The sequence below is a fragment of the Chitinimonas naiadis genome (genome assembly GCF_054780835.1).
This window is the reverse complement of record NZ_BAAGVO010000004.1, coordinates 1,142,027-1,163,116: the sequence shown is the minus strand read 5'-3', so window position 1 is coordinate 1,163,116 and position 21,090 is coordinate 1,142,027. Positions and strand designations below refer to the sequence as shown.

The window sequence follows — 21,090 nt, the reverse complement described above, 5'->3', positions numbered from 1 at the left end:
ACGCCCGCGTTGTTGATCCCGCGAGGCCTGCCGGGGCTTCTCTTCCCGTACCCACATATCGAGTGCATCGAAACGCACGTCGCCTCGCTAGATCGTGCCGCGGTGTCAATCTGGCGCGACAACCCGTATCGCCCGGCTACCTATCTTCGCCCCGGTGACTTCATCGATGGCGACCGGTTGGATTTCCGTTCCGGCTTCGGCATCGAAGAACCGGGTGAGCTTGCCACCGCCGCGGTATTTCCGTCCCCAGGCACCAATCATGAACAGCGCTGGCAGAAAGTCCTTGCCGGCCTCCGTCAGCACGTATTCGTCGCGCGGTGGGCGCTCGGAGTAGCGCCGTTTATCCAGCAATCCCTCCTCCGTCAGCGTCGCCAGCCGTCGGGTCAGCATCGTGGGGGCGATGCCAAGGCTTTGCCTGAACTGATCGAAGCGGGTGAGGCCTGCGTGCGCATCCCGCAGGATCAACAGGCTCCAGGCATCGCCCAGAAAAGCCAGGCTGCGCGCGATGGGGCAAGCATTTTCCGCAATTTCTTCTTTGTTCATATCATTTTGATAGTGACTTAGTATCGATTTGGTAGTAACGTTACTTTCAAATTGATAGTAACACTCGCCACCAGGCAAGTCACCCAACAAGGAGATTGAACAGATGAGCAAGATTGGAATGGGCGTAGCCCTTGTCACCGGAGCATCTTCAGGCATAGGCCGTGCAACGACCAAGGCTTTGCAGCAGGCGGGTTACCGTGTTTTTGGTACCAGTCGCAAAGCGGCAGCCGGGGACGTGCATGGCGTCACGATGCTGAGTTGCGATGTGACGGACGAGGCGTCGGTACAGGCCATGGTGGACGAAGTCCTCAATCAGGCGGGGCGTATCGACCTGCTGGTCAATAACGCCGGCATCGGTTTGCTGGGTGGGGCGGAGGAATCCTCTACAGCGCAGGCCCAGGCGCTATTCAATGTGAATGTCTTCGGGGTCACGCGTGTGACCAACGCGGTCTTGCCGACGATGCGTAGTCAGGGCAAAGGCCGGATCATCAATGTCAGCTCAATACTGGGCTTGATACCGTCCCCCTTCAACGCGCTGTATGCCTCGACCAAGCATGCGGTCGAGGGGTATTCCGAATCGCTTGACCATGAGCTGCGTACGCAGGGTATCCGGGTCGTGCTGGTCGAGCCGGGCGTGACCCGTACTTCGTTTGAAGAAAACATCGTCAGGCCGGATCGACCGCTCTCCGTCTATGACGTGGTTCGGCCACGCATGGAAGCCTTGATGCGAAAGTGGGTCGATGCCGGGGACGCCCCGGAAGTCGTGGCGAATACCGTGGTGGTGGCAGCAACCGATGCCGTACCCAGAAGGCGCTACACCGCCGGCAAGCAGGCAGGGCAGGTCCGTGCGCTGCGCCGTTTTTTTCCTGAATCCTTCGTCGACAAGAGCCTGCGGAAGTTCAACGAACTGCCCGCCTGACAGGCGGTAAGAGGCCGCCAGTGGCCTTCCACTACCGATGAAGCCAAGGGCTTGTCCATTTCCTTTCTAGTTTGGAGAAAATCATGGTGATTCTCGCCGCTCCCGTATTTGCGCTCGTCCTCTCTCTTTTTGGCTATGGTGTAGTTCACGACCGCCATGCCGTGGATGACAAGCCACAGCACGATGTACCCCTTGCTCGCGCAGGGGGCGAACTACCGCCGCCGGTGGCAAGCTTGCGCACTGGCGTGGAACCGAAAAATATCGGCCCGCAGTTGCCGGCTCGTTCCGATGGTGAAGCCTTGGTTGCTGCTGCCCGACCCGTGAATGGCGAGCGAAAGGCGGACGCACAATGAAGGCATTCGTGGTTGAACAGTACGGAAAGAACCGACCCTTGCAGGCAAGGGAGATGCCGGAGCCGGAACTGCGGGAGGACGACGTCCTGGTTCAGGTCCACGCCACGAGCGTGAACATGCTGGATGCCAAACTCCGGGATGGTGAGTTCAAGCTGCTGCTGCCGTATCGCTTGCCGCTCATTCTGGGTAACGATGTGGCGGGTGTTGTGGTGCGGGTCGGGCCAGGTGTGCGGCGCTTCAACGTCGGCGACGAGGTCTATGCACGGCCCGGCAAGGATCGCATCGGCACGTTTGCGGAGCTGGTGTCGATCAAGGAAGCGGACCTGGCCATCAAGCCGACCTCGCTGAGCATGGAAGAGGCCGCCTCCATCCCGCTGGTGGCCTTGACTGCCTGGCAAGTGCTGATCGAAAAAGCGGACCTGAAGCCGGGCCAGAAGGTCCTCATTCATGCGGGGTCCGGTGGCGTAGGTACGCTGGCCATCCAACTGGCAAAACACCTTGGTGCCAGTGTCGCGGCAACGACGAGCACCAGGAATCTGGAATGGGTCAAGGCGCTTGGCGCGGATGTCGTCATCGACTACGCCAAGGACGATTTTTCCACCGTGCTGCGGGATTACGATGTGGTGCTCAATAGCCTGGGCGGCGACGTACTGGAGAAGTCGCTGCAGGTCCTGAAGCCCGGTGGGCATCTGATCTCGATCTCCGGCCCGCCAGACCCGGATTTTGCGAAGGAGATCGGCCTGCCCTGGATACTGGGACAGGTCATGCGCCTGCTGAGCTATCGTATCCGCAAGCAAGCCAGGTTGCGTGGCATCCGGTATTCGTTCCACTTCATGCGGGCCAGCGGAGACCAGCTGCGCGATATCGGCCGGCTGATCGACGCCGGGATCATCCGGCCCGTCGTGGACCGTGTCTTTCCGTTCGAGTCGACCAACGAAGCCATGGCTTACGTTGAAAAGGGACGCGCCAAGGGCAAGGTGGTGATCAAGCTGAAGTAAGCAAGGTGCCCCAGCGATGGGACAGGGCGCTGCCTGGGGCATGGCGCACGGCAAGGCTGGTGCGTTAGCATCCGGCCCATGCCTCTTCTCCATACCCGCCCGTTCCGACTCGCCATCATCGGCCTTGCCAGTAGCCTGCTGTTTGCCGGTTGCAGTTACAACATCGAGCACAAGGACCTGTTCCACCTCAAGGACACGCGGGTGCCGGTGGCATCGCTCAAGGTGCTGCGGCCGGGCGATGCCGAACGTATCTCGCCGCTCTCGATTGAGACGATGGGGTACACGTTCAAGGGGTATAAGTTCAAGGTCGACAAGCCCAAGCGGGTGATTCTCTACTTTGCCGGCAGTGGCTACGGTGCGCCCAGTGCGATGGGCCGCGTGGTGGCGACCCTGGCAGATGAGGCGACCGATGTCTACTTTCTGAGCTACGGCGAGAAGAACGATGCCCCGCCCACGGTTGCGGCGGTCTACGATATGGCAGAAGGCCTGGCGGGCTTTGCGGCAGGCTTGTCCAATGTGGATACGGACCATGTCTACGCGGTGGGGCACAGTTTCGGCGGCTGGGTCGCCCTGCATCTGGCGGCCCGTCATGATGTCGGTTGCGCGGTGCTGATGGGGCCCGCGACCGATGTGGTGGAGACCAGCTATTCCATCCTGCCGGGGTTTGCATCAGCCCTCGTCAAGTTCAAGACCTCCAGCGATATCGCCCTGCTCGATAGCGTGGCAATGGCCCACCAGACGCAGGTTCCCGTACTGGTGATCAGCTCCAAGGTTGACCAATATACGCCCGAGCGTTTTGCGCAGCGCATCTACGATAGCCTGGATCTGGCCAAGGGCCGCGAGATCTATATCAGCGACACGGTGGCGCACGAGTCTTATCTCCGGGATGAGGCGGTCACCAGTCATGTGCGTAGCTTTTTGAGCCGCAAGTGCGATGCGCCGCCGGTGCCGCCAACCTAAAGAACCGATACGCGTTTCAACCCCTGTTTACTATCTAACCAAGATGCTCATACCGTACCTGAAAAAGAAGTTCGTCGAGTACGCGGTCAGAAAGTGCAAAACCAAAATCTGCTGGGTAGCTAGCGCGGTGGGCGATCGGCCGTTGTTCGAGCACCGTGCTCGCGCCGTGGCGGTGGATCTCGGTTCGGACTACGTCGAGATTCTGGCGGGCTTGTTTCATTCGGAGCACTCGCCGCCGCCGGAGCTGGCCCATCAGTTTCCAGGCCTGGGGCAATGGGTGTCGGCTCGCCAGTTTGCCATCTTCGAGGTCTTTTACTTCGTTGGTGAGCCTGCGCTACCGGTACTGAGGCGGGTTGCATTTGGTGTGTACGACTGGACCCAGGGGAATGCGATCGAAATTCTCTGTCGCCTTGCAGCGGATGGTATCGACCGCGCTAATACCCTCGACGCACTCAAGCGGCAACTGCCGGATATCCAGGATGAGGCCCTCTACTATGCGATCGGCCCCTTGATCCGCCGGGCGGAACAGAACCCGAGCGTGCGGGAAATACTGGATGAGCTGCTGGTGGTGCCTGAGTTCAGGGATTCGTACGAGTATTTCCTGTCCAGCAATGCTTGAATCGTAGTCGTCGGGAAAGGGTCTGTTTCCCCCAAGCCCTGTTGCCTATGCTCTGCCAGCCCTGATCATGGTGCCCCAACTTCTGGTCGGCCTGGTCTTTGATTCGCCAATTCTTGGCGAGGCACGTTCGCACCGCATGGCGACTGGGCGATTTGGCAGGGCTCTCCGGCGTCAGCCGCCAGTACTGGCATTTCGTTGCATCAAAAGAGGTGTTCCCTGAGATCCAGAAAATGGTCCGGTTGGCTGCACAGAAAACGATCGGGCTGGCGTTGATCGCCGCATGTGACGTTGAAAATCGTCTCTGAATAGTACTGGCCCGAGTAGGTTGTATGCCGGGCATTGACCACCAGGCGGGCAAACTCGCCCTGCATCAGGCACAAGGCTTTCGGCTTCGGGTAGCGCTTGGGTTGTCCTGAGTTGGGCGTCCCTGCGATGCCTAGGCTGAATGCCCCATCGGGTGCGGCAGCGATGCGAAGTTCTTGCTCAGAATGGGGTATGAATTGCTTAGTCTCCGTGCTGATCAACTGCGGCTGAAAATCTTCCCATTCCGCTAATCGATAGCGCTGCGTAAGGTACTTGGCAGGTGACGAATCAAACGGGAATGCGCGGACTAAAGCGACACGCTCATTGGCCTGGGGCGCGCCACGGGTGGCTTTGGTCCAGAGGATCTCGATCATTTGAACGGTCAACATAGGGGCACGATCCTATGTCGGCGTTGTCATGGCCGCAATATCAGGATGCCCGATGGCCTGTTCATATAGGTGATTGGATTATGTCCTGCTGGTCGATTCCGCTGGCTGGGCTTCAATCTTGCGACCCTCCAAACCAATCAAGACTGCCAGAACGATCAACCCTGCCGCCACCGCAAACGTGATGCGCATGCCATGGGCTACGGCAGCCGGGCCTGCCGTGGTGATATCGGCCGCTTCGGACGCAAAGGCGAACACCGCGCCCATGAGCGATGCACCAGTGATCAGCCCGAGGTTGCGCGAGAGGCTGAGCATGCCGGAGATCATGCCGCGCAGATTAGGGAGGATGCCGGCCATCACGCTGGTGTTGTTGGCGGTCTGGAACAGGGCGTAGCCCATGGTGGTCAGGACGATGGGGGCGATATAGCCGGCCATGCCGACGCGGGTGGGCAGCAAGGCCAGCAGCAGACAACCGGCAACCACGCCGACTAGGCCGAGGAGCGTGAGGTGCGGCGCGCCGAAGCGGTCTACCAGTCGGCCGGCGGGTACGCCGGTCAGTGCGGCGGCGGCCGGGCCGATGGATAGGGCGATGCCGACCAGGGTGGTATCGAGACCTAGCGCACGCGCCAGATAGAACGGCCCGACCACCAGGGTTGCCATCATCACCGTGGAGACCAGGGCGCTCATGGCGAGGCCGGCGCTCAGGGTAGGGTCACGGAACAGGTCCAGGCGGATCAGCGGGGTGGCAGACCTGGATTCGGCCAGCAAAAAGGCGCCGGTGCCCAGCATGGCGGCCAGCAGCAGTGCCAGGTTCAGCGGCCCCATATGGCCTCGCCCCAAGGTCATGGCGAGGGCGTAGGCGGCAAGCGTGAGGGCCAGCAGGATCATGCCGGGGTAGTCGAATGCGGTACTGCGGCTTGGCTTGCCGGTGCGGTCCTGCGGCAGGAAGCGGTAGGCGAGCAGCAGGGCCAGGAGACCCAGCGGCAGGTTGACGAGGAAGATGGCGCGCCAGCCCAGGCCGGCGATCAGCAGGCCGCCGAGCGATGGCCCCAGCGCGGTGCCGATGGCGGAGGTGGTGCCGAGCAGGCCCATGGCGCTACCGCTTTTCTCCTTGGGTACCGTCTCGCCCACCATGGCCATGGATAGCGCCATCATGCTGGCCGCCCCCAGGCCTTGCGCGCCCCGGGCGGCGATCAGCCAGCCGAGCGACGGTGCCATGCCGCACAGGACTGATGCCACGGTGAACAGTGCGATGCCGGCCAGCAGCAGGCGCCGGCGGCCGATCAGGTCGCCCAGCCAGCCAACGCTGACGATCAGGGTGGTGATGGCCAGCAGGTAGGCGAGGACGATCCACTGCACTTGCTGGAACGATGCACCAAAGGTCTGCGCCAGTGTGGGCAGGCCGACGTTGGCGATGCTGGTGCCGAGCGAGGACAGCAGCATGGCGAGGGACAGACTAGCGAGCGCGCCGCGTACGGCGGGCGCGGGTGTGCGATCCGGGACGTTGACGGTGCTGCTGGCCGGGTGGGCGGTGTTGGCGTGCTTCAAGATGAATCCTTTGCGTCTCGCGCAACGGCGCGATCTGGCACAGAGCTTAGGCTTCTGCTTGATAAGGCGGAAGACGCAGCATTTGCACTTTATTCATGCATATGACGCCATGTATGGATGATTCTGCGCTATCGTCTGCCTATGACCCTACCTGACCTCAACCTCTTGATTACGCTGGATGTGCTGCTGGCGGAAGGCAGCGTTGCGCGGGCGGCGCAGCGGCTGCGGCTCAGCCCGTCTGCCATGAGCCGGGCGCTGGCGCGGCTACGTGAGACGACGGGTGATCCGCTGCTGGTCCGTGCCGGGCGAGGGCTGGTGCCCACGCCCAGGGCGATGGAACTGCGTGAACGGGTCAGCCTGCTGGTGCAGGAGGCGACTACCGTCTTGCGGCCGGCAGAAGCGCCCAATCTGCAGCAACTGGTACGTACCTTCACGTTGCGGACCCGCGATGGCTTTGTGGAGAACTTCGGCCCGGCGCTGATGGCACGCATCGGTGCCGATGCCCCCGGTGTGCGGCTGCGCTTCATGCAGAAGCAGAACCGGGACAGCACCTTGCTACGGGACGGGACGGTTGATCTGGAAACCGGCGTGGTGGGGGACCAGACCGGGCCGGAGCTGCGGGTGCAGGCCTTGTTCCGTGACCGGCTCGTCGGCGTGGTGCGCCTGGGTCACCCCTTGAGCAAGGGAAAGGTCACGATGGCCCGCTATGCCGCCGGCCGGCATATTGGCGTATCGCGGATCGGGCAGGACAAGGGGCAGATCGACGATGCCCTGCAAACCTTCGGCCTGGAGCGGGAGATTGCGACTGTCGTCGGCGGGTTCTCTACCGCGCTGGCGCTGGCCCGGGGATCGGACCTGATCGCCAGCGTGCCGGAGCGGCATACCGGCAACCTGCGCGCCGGCCTGTGCAGTTTTCCGCTACCGGTGGCTATACCGGAGATCACCGTCTCCCTGCTCTGGCACCCGCGCTTGCATGCCGATCCCGTACACCGCTGGCTGCGTGCCTGCGTGCGCGAGGTGTGCCTCGCGGGGCTGGATGCATCGTCCGGGGCGTTGCCGCTCGCCGATGAGGGAGCGGACTAGGGCGGGGTGGCATATTCGGGCCGCGCTGCCAGGCCACGCTTCATCGCATCGATCAACAACCTGACCTTGGGCAGGGCGTAGCGGCGTTGTGGGTAGACCGCCCAGACGCCGGCATTGGGTGGCTGCTGCTCCGGCAGCAGGGCCACCAGCTCGCCACGGCGCAGGGGATCGAGCACGTAGTAATCCGGTAGCTGGCAGATGCCAAAGCCGCGCAGGGCAGCGTCCAGCACCGCCTGGCCACTATTGCAGCGCCAGTTGCCGTTGGCTTTGAACATTGTCTCGCCATCCCCCTGCCGGAACAGCCAGGTATCGCTGGTCCCGATCAGGCAGTTGTGCTGGGCAAGGTCCGATAGCTTGCGCGGGGCGCCGTGCCGCGCCAGATAGGTCGGGGCGGCGCACAGGTACATGACACGCGGCGCCAGCCGGCTCGCGACCAGGCTGGAATCTGTCAGCCGGCCAAGGCGGATGGCCAGGTCGAAGCCTTCGTGGACGATATCGATGGTGCGGTTGGTCAGTTCGATCTCGACCCGCAGTTGGGGATGATCGGCCATGAAATCATTGACCATGGGCACGATGAATCGCTCGCCGTAGGCCACGGCGGCGGTCATGCGCAGCAGGCCGCTCGGGGCGCTCTGCAGATTGCCCAGGCTCTGGAAGGCTTCGTCGCGTTCCTCGACCAGCCGCTGGCAGCGGTTCAGCAGGGTCTGGCCAGCCTCGGTCAGCGAGACGCGGCGGGTCGTGCGGTAGAACAGCCGTGCTTCCAGCCTGGCCTCAAGCTGGGCCACCTGCCGGCTCACATAGGATGCCGATACCCGCAGCCGTTCGGCCGCGAGCGAGAAATTGCCGCATTCGGCCACGGCCACAAATTCGTCGATGCCTTCCCAGCCGCGCATGGTGTTTGTCCTGCTCGCATAATCAAGCCGCTATTATTGCTCATTGGCAATAATGATTTGCCAAAAGACGGTTTATCGACTTAATTGGCCTCAATATACTGCCGCTCTTGTCATCCTCCTTTGTGGAACGCTCCCCATGACCATCAAGTCCCGCGCCGCCGTTGCCTTCGCCGCCAATGAACCCCTGCAGATCGTCGAAGTCGACGTCGCACCGCCGAAGGCCGGTGAAGTCCTGGTCCGTATCGTGGCCTCGGGCGTGTGCCATACCGATGCCTTCACCCTGTCGGGTGATGATCCGGAAGGCATCTTCCCCAGCATCCTGGGGCATGAGGGCGGCGGCATTGTCGAGGCTGTCGGCGAGGGCGTGACCTCGCTGGAAGTCGGCGATCATGTGATCCCGCTGTACACCGCCGAATGCCGTGAGTGCCGTTTCTGCAAATCCGGCAAGACCAACCTGTGCCAGGCCGTGCGCGCCACCCAGGGCAAAGGCCTGATGCCGGACGGTACGACCCGCTTCTCCTACCAGGGCAAGCCGATCTACCATTACATGGGCTGCTCTACGTTCTCCGAATACACCGTCCTGCCGGAAATCTCGCTGGCGAAGATCCCCAAGGATGCGCCGCTGGAGAAGGTCTGCCTCTTGGGCTGTGGCGTCACCACCGGCATTGGCGCGGTGCTCAATACTGCCAAGGTGCAGGCCGGTAGTACGGTCGCCATCTTCGGCCTGGGCGGCATCGGCCTCGCCGCCATCATCGGCGCCACCATGGCCAAGGCCTCGCGCATCATCGCCGTCGACATCAATCCGGCCAAGTTCGAGATTGCCAAGCAACTGGGCGCGACAGACTTTGTGAACCCCAAAGACCACACCAAGCCGATCCAGGAAGTCATCGTCGAGATGACCGAAGGCGGCGTGGATTACTCCTTCGAGTGCGTTGGCAATGTGCAGTTGATGCGCGCCGCGCTGGAGAGCTGCCACAAGGGTTGGGGTGAATCGACCATCATCGGCGTGGCCGGTGCAGGTCAGGAGATCAGCACCCGTCCGTTCCAGCTGGTTACCGGCCGCGTGTGGCGTGGTTCCGCCTTTGGCGGCGTGAAGGGCCGGACCGAATTGCCGGGCTATGTGAAGAAGGCCCAGAGCGGCGAAATTCCGCTCGATACCTTCATCACCCACACCATGCGGCTGGAAGAGATCAACACGGCGTTCGACCTGATGCACGAAGGCAAGAGCATCCGCACCGTGATCCACTTCTGATCAAGCGGCTCCGCTTGGGGGCTGGATCAGGATCAACAAAATGGCCACCCGCTGTTGCAGCAGGGTGGCCGTTTTTTTTGCTCATGGGTAAAGATGGTGGACCGATCACAGTGCCAATACGGCGCAATGCCCGCAGGGCATTGCGCCGTATTCCTGCTACGCCAACCGGGTTGCTGCGTCGGTAGCCCTTACATATTGGTCTTGATGTGTTCGATCAACTGGTCGAGCGCGGCTGACCAGCCGTGTTCGAACCCCATCTCGATATGCTTCTGGCGGGTTTCTTCGTCTTTGTGGATGGCGACGGCGGTGTAGCGGGTGCGCTCCGGGCTCAAGGGATCGAGCAGCAGCATGGCGGACATGAACGGGTTGGGGGCAGGGCGGTAGCCCGGTAGCAGGGCGTCGGTCCAGACCAGCTTGCGCTGGGGCACGATTTCCAGGAAGCAGCCGATATTCGGGAAGATCTGCCCTTCGGGAGAGCGCATGTCGGTACGGAAGATGCCGCCCGGGCGCAGGTCGATTTCGCATTCCGACACGCCCCAGGGGCGCGGGCAGAACCATTGCTTGAGGTGCTCGGGTTCGGTCCAGGCGGCCCAGACCAGTTCGTGCGGGACGTCGATCTCGCGTTCCAGTACCAGATCCAGCTTGGGGTTGGGGGTCCAGAGGGTGCTGTTGCTCATTTTTTCGTCTCCTTCAGTTTCAACAGGTATTGGTCCAGCCTGTCCAGCCGGCGCTCCCACAGGTGCCGTTGCGTAGCGAGCCAATCCTCCGCCTGCCGGAAGTTATCCGGCGCCAGCTCGAAGGTGCGCACGCGCCCGCTCTTGCTCGATTGCACCAGGCCGCTTTCCTCCAGGATCTTCAGATGCTGGACAAAGGAGGGCAGGGCCATGTCGAAAGGCGCGTGCAGCTCGCTGACCGAGGCGGCACCGCGGCTCAGGCGTTCCAGTACCTGCCGACGTGTGCCATCGGACAGGGCCTTGAATACCAGGTCGATCGGTTCTGCGAGGTTGGACATGGTGCTGGGCTGCTTGGTTTTGTGGCTGCCAGACCAGCATAGCAAATACTTAGGAAAAAAACTAAGTATTGAAAGAAAAACTGACAAGCGCGGGTAGTCCGGTAGCGGTTCCTGACGGCGGTAGCGCTATGGTTTTGTGCCACCACCTGCTGTGCTTTTAGGCGTGATCAGGAGCGCTTGATGGTGAAAGTGAACAGCTGACACACTACCTTGTCCTCTTGTGAGTCTGGTGGTAATGGTTTGAGCTTGGCTCGTTTCAAGGCCATGCGGACGGCACTGTCGAATACCTTGGCTGGCCTTGAGAACACGATTTGAGGAGAGAGCAGATCGGTTGTTTCATTGCGCTCAAAGCGTGCCAATACAAAGCCTTCCTTCCCATCATAAAGTGCCGTTTCGGGATACTTCCCTTCGGGCAGTTCCTGGTAAATCGAATTTAGGGTGCGAGACGGTGCTGGGTTATTGAGATTCCACTCAGACTGTACTTCTACAACGACCGAGGGCTTTCCTGCTGGCAGGTCAAAAGAGATACTGTTGACCACTTTACCGGCAACCGGTTTGCAGTCCTTGATCAGAGGGTAATAGACCCACCACTTGGCGACTGCCTCGAAGGCGGCATCAAATTGCCCTGGAGGGTCCGACTTCAGGATGCTGTAACCGGTACTAAAGCCCTGCTCGTCAATCTGCATTTCAACCAGAAGTTTGCCCGTTACCTTGTTGGTCAAGGCTTCGGCCGGGTACTCCGGTGCGGTAATGAGCTGCGGCCGGCCAATGATCCCGGCATCTCCTATCAGCTCCCCCGCCATGACTGGCAAGGCCAATGTCGTTACGAGCAGGAGCAGTGTGAAGACATGAGGCATGGTCGTGACTGATAGGGAAATGGGCGGCTAGTCTCGCAGCTCATCGCTGGACTGTGAATCCTCCAAATGAAGGAAGGCAGGCGCCGGAGCCAACCTTCCTCCCTTGCCGCGGGACGGCTTACTTCAACCGCGCCAACAAGGCCTGCCCCACCTGCAGGGCCGACGCCGGGTTCTGGCCGGTGATCAGCTCGCGGTCTATCACCACGTTGGCGGTCCAGGGTTGGGTGTTGCTGCTGTATTTGCCGCCGGCAGCTTCCAGCGCGGTCTGCGGGTAGAACTTCATCGTGCCGCCCTTGAGCAGGCCCTTGGCCTGTTCTTCTTCCTGATTGCTGATTACCGTCATGCGGTAGCCGGCGTAGGTCCAGCCGCTCTGTGCTGGCTTGGCACCTTGCTCGAGCTTGGCGGTAAAGGTGGTGGCATCGGCCAGGGTAGCGATCAGCGCGATGGGGCCATGGCAGACCAAGGCGGTGGTCTTGCCCTGCTGGTGGAAGTTGTTCAGCAGGCGGCCCAGCGCAGGGCTGGTCAGCAGGTCCTGCATGGGGGCGTGGCCGCCGGGGATGTAGACGGCGTCGTAACGGCCATAGCCGATCTGTTCGACCCGGGCGAGGCTGATCACCGGCGAGCGGTCCTTGGCGGTGATCGCCAGTTGATCGAGCAAGGCACGGTGCGTGGCCAGGGCGGTGGCGTCGCCATTGAAGTACATGGGGTCGACCGAACTCTGGTCCAGTGCCGGTGCCTGGCCCTTGGGGGTAGCGAAGGTCACCTGGTGGCCGGCATCCAGCAGCAGCTTGACCGGCTGCATCAGCTCGTTCAGGTAGAAGCCGGTGGCGAAGACCTTGCCGTCCTTCAGGTCGAGATGGTCCGAATCTGACAGGACAACCAGCACATTGCCGGCGTGGGCGGCGGTGGTGAACAGGGTCAGGGTGGCGGTGGCGATCAGGGTGTGGCGCAGTGTCATGAGGGAACTCCGGTTGGTGAGGGGTTGGCCTGCCCGAAGCGCAGGCGTAGCCGCGCCCTGCCTGCCTTTGCAGGCAGGGCGTGGATGAATGGGGTGTTGCTGCCGCCGGGTAGGACGGCGCGGGGTTTAGTGGCCGGTCTTGCCCAGCAGCAGGTCACGCAGCGCGGCGCCTACCCCGGCAGCCGACTGCGGGTTCTGGCCGGTGACCAGGCGTTCATCGACCACGACCTGGCTGGTCCAGTTGGCGGCTGGCTGGTGCAGGGCACCGTGTGCGCTGAGCTGGCTGGCCAACAGGAAGGGGACGGTGCCATCCAGGGCGACGGCGCGTTCCTCGTCATCGGTAAAGGCGCTGACGCGCTTGCCGGCGACCAGATACTGGCCGTTGCTGAGGGTGACGTTCACCAGCGCAGCCGGGCCGTGGCAGACGGCGCCCACTACCCCGCCGGCCTCGTAGATGTCCCGCGCGGTGCGTTGTACGGCCGGGCTGTCGGGGAAGTCCCACATCGCACCGTGGCCGCCGGCAAAGAAGATGGCCGAATAGCGATGGGTATCGACCTTGTCGAGCTTCAGGGTGTGGCTGACCGCGTGACGAAAGGCCGGGTTGTGCCAGTAGCGTGCGTTGATCGGGTCACTCTCGTCCAGCCCGTCGACCGGTGGCTCACCACCCTGGATGGAGGCGAACTCGACCGCGATGCCGGCGTCTTCCAGCTCGGCCAGCGGGTGGGTGACTTCGCCAAGGTAGTAGCCGGTCGGCTTGCCGGAATCACCTTTGACGCCATGGCTGGTCAATACGAACAACACGGGCTTGAGGGTATGGGCTTGGGTCATGCTGGCCTCCTGAGGTAATCAATCGAGTGACGACACTGTATTGACTTCACTGGAGGAGATAAATTATCAATCTGCTAAATGATTTTTCCTTTTGAGGCATGAATGACGCGCCGATTTGATCATCTGGGTGACGTGGAAGCCTTTGTGGTCGTGGTGGAGCAGGGCTCGCTCACGGCGGCGGCTGTGGCGCTCTCGACCACGCCGTCGGTCATCAGCCGGGCCATTGCGCGGCTGGAGGCCCGGCTGGGCAGCCAGTTGCTGCGGCGGACCACCCGCAGCCAGGGCCTGACCGATGCTGGCAGCCTCTATCTGGAACAGGCGCGCATGGCGTTCTCGTTGATCGACGACGTAGAGCGCGCTATCCAGGGCCAGGACGGCGAACTGAGCGGCCATGTGCGGCTCAGCGTGCCCACCACCTATGGCCACTACCGGCTGCCACCGCTGTTGCAGCGCTTCAAACAGCAGTATCCGCAGGTACGTGTGGAGCTCAATATCACCAATCGCAATGTCGATCTGGTGGCAGAGGGCTTCGATATGGCCATCCGCCTGGGGCAGTTGCCCGATAGCGGCCTGATCGCCCGCAAGCTCGAAGACGCGCCGCTGTGCCTCGTGGCCGCTCCCGCCTATCTGGCGCAAGCCGGCACGCCGCGCAGCCTGGCTGATCTCGCCCGCCACGCTTGCCTGCCGTTCGTGATGCCCAGCACCGGTCGCATCGGCCCCTGGTGGTTCCGTCAGGGGGGCGAAGATATCGATTGGTCGGCCACGCCCGCCATTGAGGTATCGGACGATGTATTGGGCGTGGTGTCGCTGGCCGAGCAAGGCCTGGGCATCTGCCAGACCTATGACTTCATCGTGCGCGACCGGTTGGCGCGCGGCAGGTTGGTGGAGGTGCTGCCCGAGCTGCGCGGCCGTACCCGGCCGTTCTCGTTGATCTACGCCCCGCACCGGCGGCTGTCGGCGGCGTCACGGGCCTTGATCGACGTGCTGGTTGGTAGTGCAGGCTGATCCCGTGCGAATTCCGTCTTGCCTGCTACGCTGAGATGAGTCTGGCGGCAGGGAGTCGCCACGTATATCCATCTTGGGGAGGGCATCGTCATGGCATCGACAGGACAGGCTTTGGCGGCATTCGGCTGCGCCATGCTCGTGGGGGCGCTGGCCGTACAGGCCGATACGCGGCCACAACTGCAACGCAAGATGCTGCTCAGCGAGCCCTCTGCCCAGGCAGGGGTGGATGTGGTGCAGGCCGAGGTGACCATCCCTGTCGGCGGCGTGGCCGCCATGCATACCCACCCGGGGGACGAAGCCAGCTATGTGATATCCGGCACCGTGGAGCTGCGCATCGGCGACAAGCCACCCGTCACGCTCACCGCCGGCCAGGCCTTCCATATCCCTGCCAATATGCCGCATAGCGCCAGGGTGATCGGTGAGGAGCCGGTCAAGCTGGCAGGGGTCTGGTTCGTGACCCACGGCGCCTCGCTGGCAACGCTGGTGCCGGCTGTGCAATAGGCACCGTTGGGCGGTCAGCCCTGCCGCTGCCCGGCGCATGGGCTATGCCGGTAATTTGATCAGCCTTGTCGATATGGGATGGAACAGACCGATAAACGCGCCGAGGCGGTAGAAACGCCGGCGCTGGAGGAACTGATCGGGGTGCGGCGTGCGCACCTCGACGCCAACGGGATGCCGGGGTGCCAGCCGGCCCGCTGGGGGCTGGCGCTCTCTGGTGGCGGGATACGCAGTGCGACTTTCTGTTATGGGCTGATCACGGCACTCGCCAAGGCCAAGGTGTTATGGCGCTTTGACCTGATGTCGACGGTATCGGGTGGTGGTTATATCGGGGCCATGCTCGGCCGCATGGCGCTGGCGACCTCATCAGCCAAGGATCTGCAGGACAAGCTCGGCATCGAGGCCGAGGCCAGCCATCACCGCCGGTGGCTGCGCGCCAACAGCCGGTATCTGATTCCCCGTGGCAGCCAGGACTGGCTGTTCGCCATCGTCACCTTCCTGCGTAATCTCGCCGGCGTGCACATGGAGCTGGGCGTGCTGGGCATGTTGCTGGGCTGTGTGCTGGGCGGGGTAGACCTGATGGCCTGGTGGACGCTCGACCAGTGGATCAAGGACCCGCTGATGCACTCGGGTCCTACCACGCCGCTGGATATCTGGAAGCTCGTCTCGCCTTGGCCCACCTTGTGGCTGCTGTTGCCCCTCCCCATGACCTGGGCCGTGGGGGCGGCGCTGTGGTACTGGTATATGCCGGCCGGCATCCATCGCCCGGAGCAGGCGGATGAGCGCCGCCAGAATGTGACCGAACAACTGGCGGTGGCGCTCAATGTCTGCGTGGCAGTATTGATGCTGGGCGCGATCGACTGGGTGGCCTGGCGGATTGCCAACAAGCCCAGCCAACTGGTGCTGCTGGGAGCGGGCTTCACCGTCATCCTGGCTGTCCTGCGCACGCTGCTGCCGCTGGTGCAGCAGGGCGGTACCTCGATCAGTGATTTCCTGCGCCAGCGGCTGCCGCTGGTGATGGACCTGGCCGGCAAGTTCGGCATCCTGATGATCGTCACCTTCTGGACGGCGGTGGTGCACGCGGTGGCCACGCGTTATGTCTGGAATGCCGATCTGGAGCAGGTGGATTTCCTGCGGGCCACGCTCGCCTTGTTGCTGATGGCAGGGGGCGCCCTGAGCTGGCTGCTGCTCTCTGGCCGCAGCCTGGAGTTTCTCAACCGCTCCTCCCTGCACCACTTCTATCGGGCCCGGCTCTCGCACGCCTACCTGGGGGCGGCCAATCCTGCCCGTACCGGCAACTCCAAGGTCACCCATACCCATGCGGCGGACGACGTACCGCTAGGCCAGTACGACCCGCACGCCCACGGCGGGCCGGTGCATATCATCAACGTGTGCATCAACCAGACTTTCCAGCATCACGGCCTGCATAACCTGGATCGGCAAGGCGAGCTGATGTCCATCGTCGGCCCCGGACACTACCGGGTGGAGGGGCACGATTGGCGGCCTCTACGGGGGGAGGCTGCCGCCACGCTGGGAACCTGGATGGCGGTATCGGGCGCGGCAGCGGCCCCGGGGCTGGGCTGCGCGACGCGGCCGGGGCTTGCCGCCATGCTGACTACCCTGGGCGTGCGATTGGGCTACTGGTGGAATGCCGGGCGCGATGGCGAGCCCTTGCCCTGGTACGGCCGCTGGCTGCCCAAGTACAGCTATCTTTTGTCTGAGTTGCTGGCGCAGTTTGCCGGCAGCAACAGCCGCATCCAGTACCTCAGCGATGGCGGCCATTGCGAGAACACCGCCGCCTACCCGCTGCTGGTCGCGCGCTGCAAGCTGATCGTGCTGGCTGATTGTGGCGCGGACCCGGAATTCCGCTTTGGTGATCTGGAAAACCTGATCCGCCGCGCCCGGATCGACCTGAATATCGACATCCGGTTTGTCCGGCCCAATGTCAGCGGCGCGGAGCTGTTCGGCTCGCTCGACGACCTTGCCTCCTCCAACAGCCCCGCCTGCATTGCCCTGGCACGGGTGGACTATCCGGATGACCCGGAGCCCGGCGTGCTGGTGCTGGTCAAGCCCAATCTTACGACCGGCCTGCCGGAGGACCTGTACAACTACAGCCGCGATCATCCGCGTTTCCCACATGAGACGACGGCCGACCAGTTCTTCGACGAGGCGCAATGGGAGAGCTATTTCTCGCTCGGGCGACACCTGGGGACAGTGCTGGACGAGGCCAACCTGCTTGCCATGCCGGACAGGGTGATCAAGGAGTCGAAACTCGACGACCATGCCGCAACCCAGTTGGGCAGTGCGCCCAAGAGCGATTCGCCAGGCGAGGGGAGCAAGCCGGTAGGGCAGTTGCGCCGGCCCAGCCGTATCGGTGCCAAGTCCGCCGCGACGGCAGGGCTGGGGCTGGGGGTGATGTTCTCGGCGGCGTCCGGTCTGTGGGCTGCGTTCCAGAATGCCAGTGGCGAAGATGGTGCCAATAACCAGATCGACCCGCAGTTGCTGCGCCCCTTGTACAACACCTATGCGACCCTGCCGCTCGCGCCGTCCGATGACAAATCCACCGAGTCCATCGGCCGCATGGCGGCGCAACTGATGACGGTCTGGCAGACCGTGCGGACCAACCATCAGGACACGGCCTTTCAGCGCAACAAGGAGGCGCTGGACATGCTGCGCACCACCTACGGGCTTTGCCAGCCCTTGAGCGGCAAGCTGGCGGTCTGCCGTACGCTGCTTTCTACCTTTGAGTGCCCGACCGAGCCGGTGGTCTCACCGGTCAGTCAGAACTTCGGCTACTGGGCGCGCGACGAGCCCGGTGGCTCGCCCCGGCGCAAGGCCAGGGCACATAGCTATTGCGAAGCAGCCGACGGCCTGGGCGAGGAGGCGGTCGTGCCGCCACAGCTGGCTGCCGCGCAGGTTGCGCCTCCACCGCCGCCCGCGTTGCCGAGTACCGTGGGTAGCGGTGGCGGTAGCATCGTCGGCACGGTGATCAGCCGGGGCAGCGGGAGCGTTGTCTTGCCGGCGCCCGTTACCTCGGAGAGGACGGTTCCGGCTCCGCCTGCCGCTGTGGCGCGCCCGGCAGCCCCTTTGCGCGGCGCCTGCAGTGGCGTGACAGTATTCGTGCAGGTCTATGGCCCGCAGGGCAAGGAAAACGTCGCCAGCCTGCGCGCGCGCTGGCGTGCTGCGGGGGCGGATGTCCCTTCGATCGAGGATGTCGCCGACACGGCTCGACGACAGGGACGCGATACGCCGACCCCCTATAGCCAACCTACCGTCATCTACCACCTGGCCGATTCAAAATCCTGTGCCGAGACACTGGTGAGACTGGCTACGCCACCACTGCCGCCTCTGGCGGGGGACGCGGCCAACCGGCTTACATCGGCTGCCGGCACGTGGGAGATCAAGCCGCTCGATAGCCGCTTTACCGGCTCGAAGAAGACGGTCGAGGTCTGGTTGCCGCCTGCCATCGTCCAGCAGGGGTTTGATCGCTGGGCCGACTATGGCGGTTACTGCTATCAGGAGAAGATCGCCCAGCGGCCGGGTGTGGCGTCGTTCGGCGTGCATTGCCACCCAACCCGGCCGGCCTGTGAGGACGCACGCGGCCCCAACCCCAATGCGCTCCAGTCCGCCTGTACCCAGGTGGTGCTGCCCGGTAATGGCAGGACGTTGCTGCCCTTCAACGGCTGGGGCGGCTCGCGCTACAACCTGGCCAACGGGGTGTTTGCCGCACCATTCCCGGCCCTGCCCGATAGCGGCAAGCCCTAGCCGGATGGCGCCTGCCGCTGTGCGTTGGCGGCAGGGACCAGCGGCCCGGATCAATCCTGCGCACTTGACCCTGCGTCGTTATTGGTCTTTAATTTCTGTAAAGACAGAAATTAAAGAAATAGTGATTCGAACCTGCCCTTGGCGCGGCCTCGCCTGCCTGGGCCCAGCCGGATCACCCAACGGGGAAGGGCAAGGCCATGCGTACTGCAGTGACAAGAATCTGGCTGGTCAGGTGGCTGTATGCCGCCGCGATCGGGCATCTGCTGGTGGGGGTGCTCTTGCCCTGGATAGGCAACCTGCCGGTGCTCGATGGTTACCATCGTGGCATCGAAGCGGCATTCTGGGGCGATGCCGCGCCCGCCGCTGCCAGGGCGCAGCAAGTATGGTGGATAGGCCTGTTCGGGCCGACGGTCCAGGTGGTGGGGCTCTGGATGTGGCCCATGGTGGCTTTTGCCGACAAGCATCGCAGTGCCACGCTGTGGGGCTGGCTGATCGCCGGGATCGTGCTGTGGGCGCCGCAAGACATGCTGTTCTCGCTGAGGGCCCATTGCTGGCCCCATGTATGGGTCGATACGATCGCCTTGCTCGCCCTGCTGCCACCCTTGTTCTGGCTCTGGGCGCAGGATCGTCAAGCGGGAGTATTAGCGAACCAATAAGGCTTGATAGCTTTTCGGACTTTGCATGCTATTTTCCCGGCCTTCTTGCCTGCGTCAGGTCCCCGATCTACCGCATGATGCGGGCGTGAAGCCGATTTCCAATTTGATAAAAAATACGATGAAACGACTGATCAAAACCCTGCTGCTCTCGGCAGTCCTGCTGAGTGGCTGCGCAACCCGTAATGTATCGTCCTCCTACACACTCGATCCCAATGGCAGCAAGGGCATCATCGTGGCTTCCGTGACCTATCAGGGGGCTTACTCTGGATATGGCGTGTTCTACCGGAACATGAATGCGAGTGGAGGCCGGCCGGCGCTGCTGGAGGCCGGCCAAGGCATGATGCTGATTCCCATCCCGGAGAAGAGCGATTTTGGTTCGGCTGCCAAGGGAAAGCTGATCGTCGCCGAACTGATGCCTGGCGACTATGAAGTCTTTGACTGGCGTGTCAGCAGTGGACCGGCAACGGTGACACCAAGAAACAAATTCAGCGTCCGCTTCAAGGTGGAGCCGGGCAAGGCGGTGTATCTCGGCAATTTTGACTTTCTGCAGACCGCACGCCTGGGGCTGACAGTGACCGGCGCAGAGCTGAGCTTGCGCGGGGAGATGGAGCGCGATCTGGCTGTGCTGAGGGACAAGTACCCGACGCTTTCTGATATCCAGTTCTCTGCGGCGGCCTCTTCAGGTGCGTTGATTTCCAGGCTCGGCGGTGTGGACGGGGTGCACTTCGATATCCGCGTACCGCGTTGATCGATAGGCCGCCCGGCAGCTCGCTCACGAACCGGCCCGACCGCTGCTTCACACGACAACGGCGCAGTCCCCATGAGGGATTGCGCCGTTGTCGTTTCTAGGCAGGTGATCTTGCCCACCCACCTTGGCCCTGCGTGCCCGGGTCAGCCCTGGCGAGCCGGGTTGGGGGCGACATAGATGCGTACCTCGCCCGCATCGAACCCCGCCGGTGCAATGGCACCCAGCGCCACGACGCCTTCGCCATGCAGTACATCCACATGCCAGGAGAAGACCGATCCGCCTTGCCGGATGGTGATGGTCTGGTCGTTGGTCACATTGATCCAGCGTGTTTGCGGGTTGATCTCGACGGTCAGGTCGGGGCTGTGTGCCGGGTCTGCATAGGTGGCAGGGTGAGGTGCGGCCACGGCGGCAGTTGCCAGACCGGTTACAACGAGGCCGATGAGCCAGCGTGGGGACATGGTTTGCTCCTTTCAGATCAGCGTGATGGTGACGTTGATATTGCCGCGTGTGGCCTTGGAGTAAGGGCAGGTCTGGTGTGCCGCCTCGACGAGCGCCTGGGCGACTTCCTGCGGCAGGCCGGGCAGGCTGACGTTGAGCCGGGCCTGAAGGTGATAGTCGTTGCCCTTGGTGCCGAGGTCGACTTCGGCCTCGACCGCGGTATCGCCCGGCAGCTTGATCTGCATCTTGCCTGCGGCCAGCCCCATGGCGCCGATAAAGCAGGCTGACCAGCCGGCTGCAAACAGTTGCTCGGGGTTGGTGCCGGTACCGGCACTGCCGGGTGGCGAGAGCTTGATGTCCAGGCGGCTATCGTTGCTGATGGCCTTGCCATCGCGCCCGCCTTCGGTGCGGGTCTTGCCGGTATAGAGAACCTTGTCCAGTTGAGTCATTTGTCTTCCTTTCATTACG

The 21,090-nt window shown here is 62.9% G+C and carries 23 protein-coding genes; 12 read left to right on the top strand and 11 right to left on the bottom strand.

The features are described from left to right. Nucleotides 1-105 precede the first annotated feature (105 nt). Nucleotides 106-543 carry a winged helix-turn-helix transcriptional regulator gene (locus ACYVHK_RS11595; protein WP_460531664.1) on the bottom strand — a complete coding sequence of 146 codons (438 nt, stop codon included), beginning with the start codon at nt 541-543 and terminating at the stop codon, nt 106-108. Nucleotides 544-646: 103 nt separating this feature from the next. On the opposite strand from ACYVHK_RS11595, the gene ACYVHK_RS11590 reads away from it, so the two are divergent. The 5 genes from ACYVHK_RS11590 to ACYVHK_RS11570 all read left to right on the top strand — a co-directional run bounded on the left by ACYVHK_RS11590 (nt 647) and on the right by ACYVHK_RS11570 (nt 4,392). Beyond that, nucleotides 647-1,462 carry an oxidoreductase gene (locus ACYVHK_RS11590; RefSeq protein WP_460531661.1) on the top strand — a complete coding sequence of 272 codons (816 nt, stop codon included), beginning with the start codon at nt 647-649 and terminating at the stop codon, nt 1,460-1,462. A gap of 83 nt (nt 1,463-1,545) precedes the next feature. After that, nucleotides 1,546-1,815, top strand: a complete 270-nt coding sequence (locus ACYVHK_RS11585) for a hypothetical protein (protein WP_460531658.1) — start codon at nt 1,546-1,548, stop codon at nt 1,813-1,815. Further along, a complete protein-coding gene (locus ACYVHK_RS11580) occupies nt 1,812-2,813 on the top strand; it encodes an NADP-dependent oxidoreductase (RefSeq protein ID WP_460531655.1) in 1,002 nt (333 codons plus the stop codon). Before ACYVHK_RS11585 ends, ACYVHK_RS11580 begins: the two co-directional genes overlap by 4 nt. A gap of 78 nt (nt 2,814-2,891) precedes the next feature. Then, nucleotides 2,892-3,773: an alpha/beta hydrolase family protein gene (locus tag ACYVHK_RS11575; RefSeq protein WP_460531652.1), complete on the top strand. Its 882-nt coding sequence runs from the start codon at nt 2,892-2,894 to the stop codon at nt 3,771-3,773. Between the two features lie 142 nt (nt 3,774-3,915). Next, nucleotides 3,916-4,392 carry a hypothetical protein gene (locus ACYVHK_RS11570; protein ID WP_460531649.1) on the top strand — a complete coding sequence of 159 codons (477 nt, stop codon included), beginning with the start codon at nt 3,916-3,918 and terminating at the stop codon, nt 4,390-4,392. 200 nt (nt 4,393-4,592) lie between these two features. Here ACYVHK_RS11570 and ACYVHK_RS11565 read toward each other — a convergent pair whose 3' ends face one another. Further along, entirely contained in the window at nt 4,593-5,084 is a 492-nt protein-coding gene (locus ACYVHK_RS11565; RefSeq protein WP_460531646.1) for a hypothetical protein, read from the bottom strand. A 78-nt stretch (nt 5,085-5,162) separates the two neighbouring features. Then, nucleotides 5,163-6,629 (bottom strand): MFS transporter, encoded by a 1,467-nt coding sequence (locus ACYVHK_RS11560; RefSeq protein WP_460531642.1) that lies wholly within the window; start codon nt 6,627-6,629, stop codon nt 5,163-5,165. A gap of 141 nt (nt 6,630-6,770) precedes the next feature. On the opposite strand from ACYVHK_RS11560, the gene ACYVHK_RS11555 reads away from it, so the two are divergent. Then, the gene (locus ACYVHK_RS11555) at nt 6,771-7,712 is read left to right on the top strand and encodes a LysR family transcriptional regulator (RefSeq protein ID WP_460531639.1); all 942 of its coding nucleotides are present in this window, start codon (nt 6,771-6,773) and stop codon (nt 7,710-7,712) included. Here the strand turns inward: ACYVHK_RS11555 and ACYVHK_RS11550 are convergent. Further along, nucleotides 7,709-8,605, bottom strand: a complete 897-nt coding sequence (locus ACYVHK_RS11550; RefSeq protein ID WP_460531636.1) for a LysR family transcriptional regulator — start codon at nt 8,603-8,605, stop codon at nt 7,709-7,711. The genes ACYVHK_RS11555 and ACYVHK_RS11550 overlap by 4 nt on opposite strands. Before the next feature lie 136 nt (nt 8,606-8,741). Here ACYVHK_RS11550 and ACYVHK_RS11545 point away from each other — a divergent pair, with 136 nt between their 5' ends. Further along, nucleotides 8,742-9,857, top strand: a complete 1,116-nt coding sequence (locus ACYVHK_RS11545) for an S-(hydroxymethyl)glutathione dehydrogenase/class III alcohol dehydrogenase (RefSeq protein WP_460531633.1) — start codon at nt 8,742-8,744, stop codon at nt 9,855-9,857. A gap of 188 nt (nt 9,858-10,045) precedes the next feature. On the opposite strand, the gene ACYVHK_RS11540 is transcribed toward ACYVHK_RS11545, so the two are convergent. The 5 genes from ACYVHK_RS11540 to ACYVHK_RS11520 all read right to left on the bottom strand — a co-directional run bounded on the left by ACYVHK_RS11540 (nt 10,046) and on the right by ACYVHK_RS11520 (nt 13,512). Further along, the gene (locus ACYVHK_RS11540; protein WP_460531630.1) at nt 10,046-10,534 is read right to left on the bottom strand and encodes an SRPBCC family protein; all 489 of its coding nucleotides are present in this window, start codon (nt 10,532-10,534) and stop codon (nt 10,046-10,048) included. After that, the gene (locus ACYVHK_RS11535; protein WP_460531628.1) at nt 10,531-10,869 is read right to left on the bottom strand and encodes an ArsR/SmtB family transcription factor; all 339 of its coding nucleotides are present in this window, start codon (nt 10,867-10,869) and stop codon (nt 10,531-10,533) included. Before ACYVHK_RS11535 ends, ACYVHK_RS11540 begins: the two co-directional genes overlap by 4 nt. Before the next feature lie 167 nt (nt 10,870-11,036). Further along, nucleotides 11,037-11,726, bottom strand: a complete 690-nt coding sequence (locus ACYVHK_RS11530) for a TonB family protein (protein WP_460531623.1) — start codon at nt 11,724-11,726, stop codon at nt 11,037-11,039. Between the two features lie 118 nt (nt 11,727-11,844). Then, a complete protein-coding gene (locus tag ACYVHK_RS11525) occupies nt 11,845-12,684 on the bottom strand; it encodes a type 1 glutamine amidotransferase domain-containing protein (RefSeq protein WP_460531620.1) in 840 nt (279 codons plus the stop codon). Nucleotides 12,685-12,810: 126 nt separating this feature from the next. Continuing rightward, nucleotides 12,811-13,512, bottom strand: a complete 702-nt coding sequence (locus ACYVHK_RS11520; protein ID WP_460531617.1) for a type 1 glutamine amidotransferase domain-containing protein — start codon at nt 13,510-13,512, stop codon at nt 12,811-12,813. A 102-nt stretch (nt 13,513-13,614) separates the two neighbouring features. Here ACYVHK_RS11520 and ACYVHK_RS11515 point away from each other — a divergent pair, with 102 nt between their 5' ends. The 5 genes from ACYVHK_RS11515 to ACYVHK_RS11495 all read left to right on the top strand — a co-directional run bounded on the left by ACYVHK_RS11515 (nt 13,615) and on the right by ACYVHK_RS11495 (nt 20,184). Further along, nucleotides 13,615-14,517: a LysR family transcriptional regulator gene (locus tag ACYVHK_RS11515; RefSeq protein WP_460531614.1), complete on the top strand. Its 903-nt coding sequence runs from the start codon at nt 13,615-13,617 to the stop codon at nt 14,515-14,517. Nucleotides 14,518-14,607: 90 nt separating this feature from the next. Continuing rightward, nucleotides 14,608-15,018: a cupin domain-containing protein gene (locus ACYVHK_RS11510; RefSeq protein WP_460531611.1), complete on the top strand. Its 411-nt coding sequence runs from the start codon at nt 14,608-14,610 to the stop codon at nt 15,016-15,018. A gap of 78 nt (nt 15,019-15,096) precedes the next feature. Next, nucleotides 15,097-18,780: a patatin-like phospholipase domain-containing protein gene (locus ACYVHK_RS11505; protein ID WP_460531608.1), complete on the top strand. Its 3,684-nt coding sequence runs from the start codon at nt 15,097-15,099 to the stop codon at nt 18,778-18,780. A 197-nt stretch (nt 18,781-18,977) separates the two neighbouring features. Further along, nucleotides 18,978-19,436: a hypothetical protein gene (locus ACYVHK_RS11500; protein ID WP_460531605.1), complete on the top strand. Its 459-nt coding sequence runs from the start codon at nt 18,978-18,980 to the stop codon at nt 19,434-19,436. An 85-nt stretch (nt 19,437-19,521) separates the two neighbouring features. Continuing rightward, a complete protein-coding gene (locus tag ACYVHK_RS11495) occupies nt 19,522-20,184 on the top strand; it encodes a hypothetical protein (RefSeq protein ID WP_460531602.1) in 663 nt (220 codons plus the stop codon). A 143-nt stretch (nt 20,185-20,327) separates the two neighbouring features. Here ACYVHK_RS11495 and ACYVHK_RS11490 read toward each other — a convergent pair whose 3' ends face one another. Next, nucleotides 20,328-20,642, bottom strand: coding sequence for a CzcE family metal-binding protein (locus ACYVHK_RS11490; protein ID WP_460531599.1), 315 nt, complete (start codon nt 20,640-20,642; stop codon nt 20,328-20,330). Between the two features lie 12 nt (nt 20,643-20,654). Beyond that, nucleotides 20,655-21,071 (bottom strand): organic hydroperoxide resistance protein, encoded by a 417-nt coding sequence (locus tag ACYVHK_RS11485; protein WP_460531595.1) that lies wholly within the window; start codon nt 21,069-21,071, stop codon nt 20,655-20,657. Between the last annotated feature and the right edge of the window lie 19 nt (nt 21,072-21,090).

Coding starts and splice junctions, on each gene's coding strand:
- ACYVHK_RS11595 (WP_460531664.1), bottom strand. CDS start 543: ATGAACAAAGAAGAAATTGCGGAAAATGCTTGCCCCATCGCGCGCAGC.
- ACYVHK_RS11590 (WP_460531661.1), top strand. CDS start 647: ATGAGCAAGATTGGAATGGGCGTAGCCCTTGTCACCGGAGCATCTTCA.
- ACYVHK_RS11585 (WP_460531658.1), top strand. CDS start 1,546: ATGGTGATTCTCGCCGCTCCCGTATTTGCGCTCGTCCTCTCTCTTTTT.
- ACYVHK_RS11580 (WP_460531655.1), top strand. CDS start 1,812: ATGAAGGCATTCGTGGTTGAACAGTACGGAAAGAACCGACCCTTGCAG.
- ACYVHK_RS11575 (WP_460531652.1), top strand. CDS start 2,892: ATGCCTCTTCTCCATACCCGCCCGTTCCGACTCGCCATCATCGGCCTT.
- ACYVHK_RS11565 (WP_460531646.1), bottom strand. CDS start 5,084: ATGTTGACCGTTCAAATGATCGAGATCCTCTGGACCAAAGCCACCCGT.
- ACYVHK_RS11555 (WP_460531639.1), top strand. CDS start 6,771: ATGACCCTACCTGACCTCAACCTCTTGATTACGCTGGATGTGCTGCTG.
- ACYVHK_RS11550 (WP_460531636.1), bottom strand. CDS start 8,605: ATGCGCGGCTGGGAAGGCATCGACGAATTTGTGGCCGTGGCCGAATGC.
- ACYVHK_RS11545 (WP_460531633.1), top strand. CDS start 8,742: ATGACCATCAAGTCCCGCGCCGCCGTTGCCTTCGCCGCCAATGAACCC.
- ACYVHK_RS11540 (WP_460531630.1), bottom strand. CDS start 10,534: ATGAGCAACAGCACCCTCTGGACCCCCAACCCCAAGCTGGATCTGGTA.
- ACYVHK_RS11535 (WP_460531628.1), bottom strand. CDS start 10,869: ATGTCCAACCTCGCAGAACCGATCGACCTGGTATTCAAGGCCCTGTCC.
- ACYVHK_RS11530 (WP_460531623.1), bottom strand. CDS start 11,726: ATGCCTCATGTCTTCACACTGCTCCTGCTCGTAACGACATTGGCCTTG.
- ACYVHK_RS11525 (WP_460531620.1), bottom strand. CDS start 12,684: ATGACACTGCGCCACACCCTGATCGCCACCGCCACCCTGACCCTGTTC.
- ACYVHK_RS11520 (WP_460531617.1), bottom strand. CDS start 13,512: ATGACCCAAGCCCATACCCTCAAGCCCGTGTTGTTCGTATTGACCAGC.
- ACYVHK_RS11515 (WP_460531614.1), top strand. CDS start 13,615: ATGACGCGCCGATTTGATCATCTGGGTGACGTGGAAGCCTTTGTGGTC.
- ACYVHK_RS11510 (WP_460531611.1), top strand. CDS start 14,608: ATGGCATCGACAGGACAGGCTTTGGCGGCATTCGGCTGCGCCATGCTC.
- ACYVHK_RS11505 (WP_460531608.1), top strand. CDS start 15,097: ATGGAACAGACCGATAAACGCGCCGAGGCGGTAGAAACGCCGGCGCTG.
- ACYVHK_RS11500 (WP_460531605.1), top strand. CDS start 18,978: ATGCGTACTGCAGTGACAAGAATCTGGCTGGTCAGGTGGCTGTATGCC.
- ACYVHK_RS11490 (WP_460531599.1), bottom strand. CDS start 20,642: ATGTCCCCACGCTGGCTCATCGGCCTCGTTGTAACCGGTCTGGCAACT.
- ACYVHK_RS11485 (WP_460531595.1), bottom strand. CDS start 21,071: ATGACTCAACTGGACAAGGTTCTCTATACCGGCAAGACCCGCACCGAA.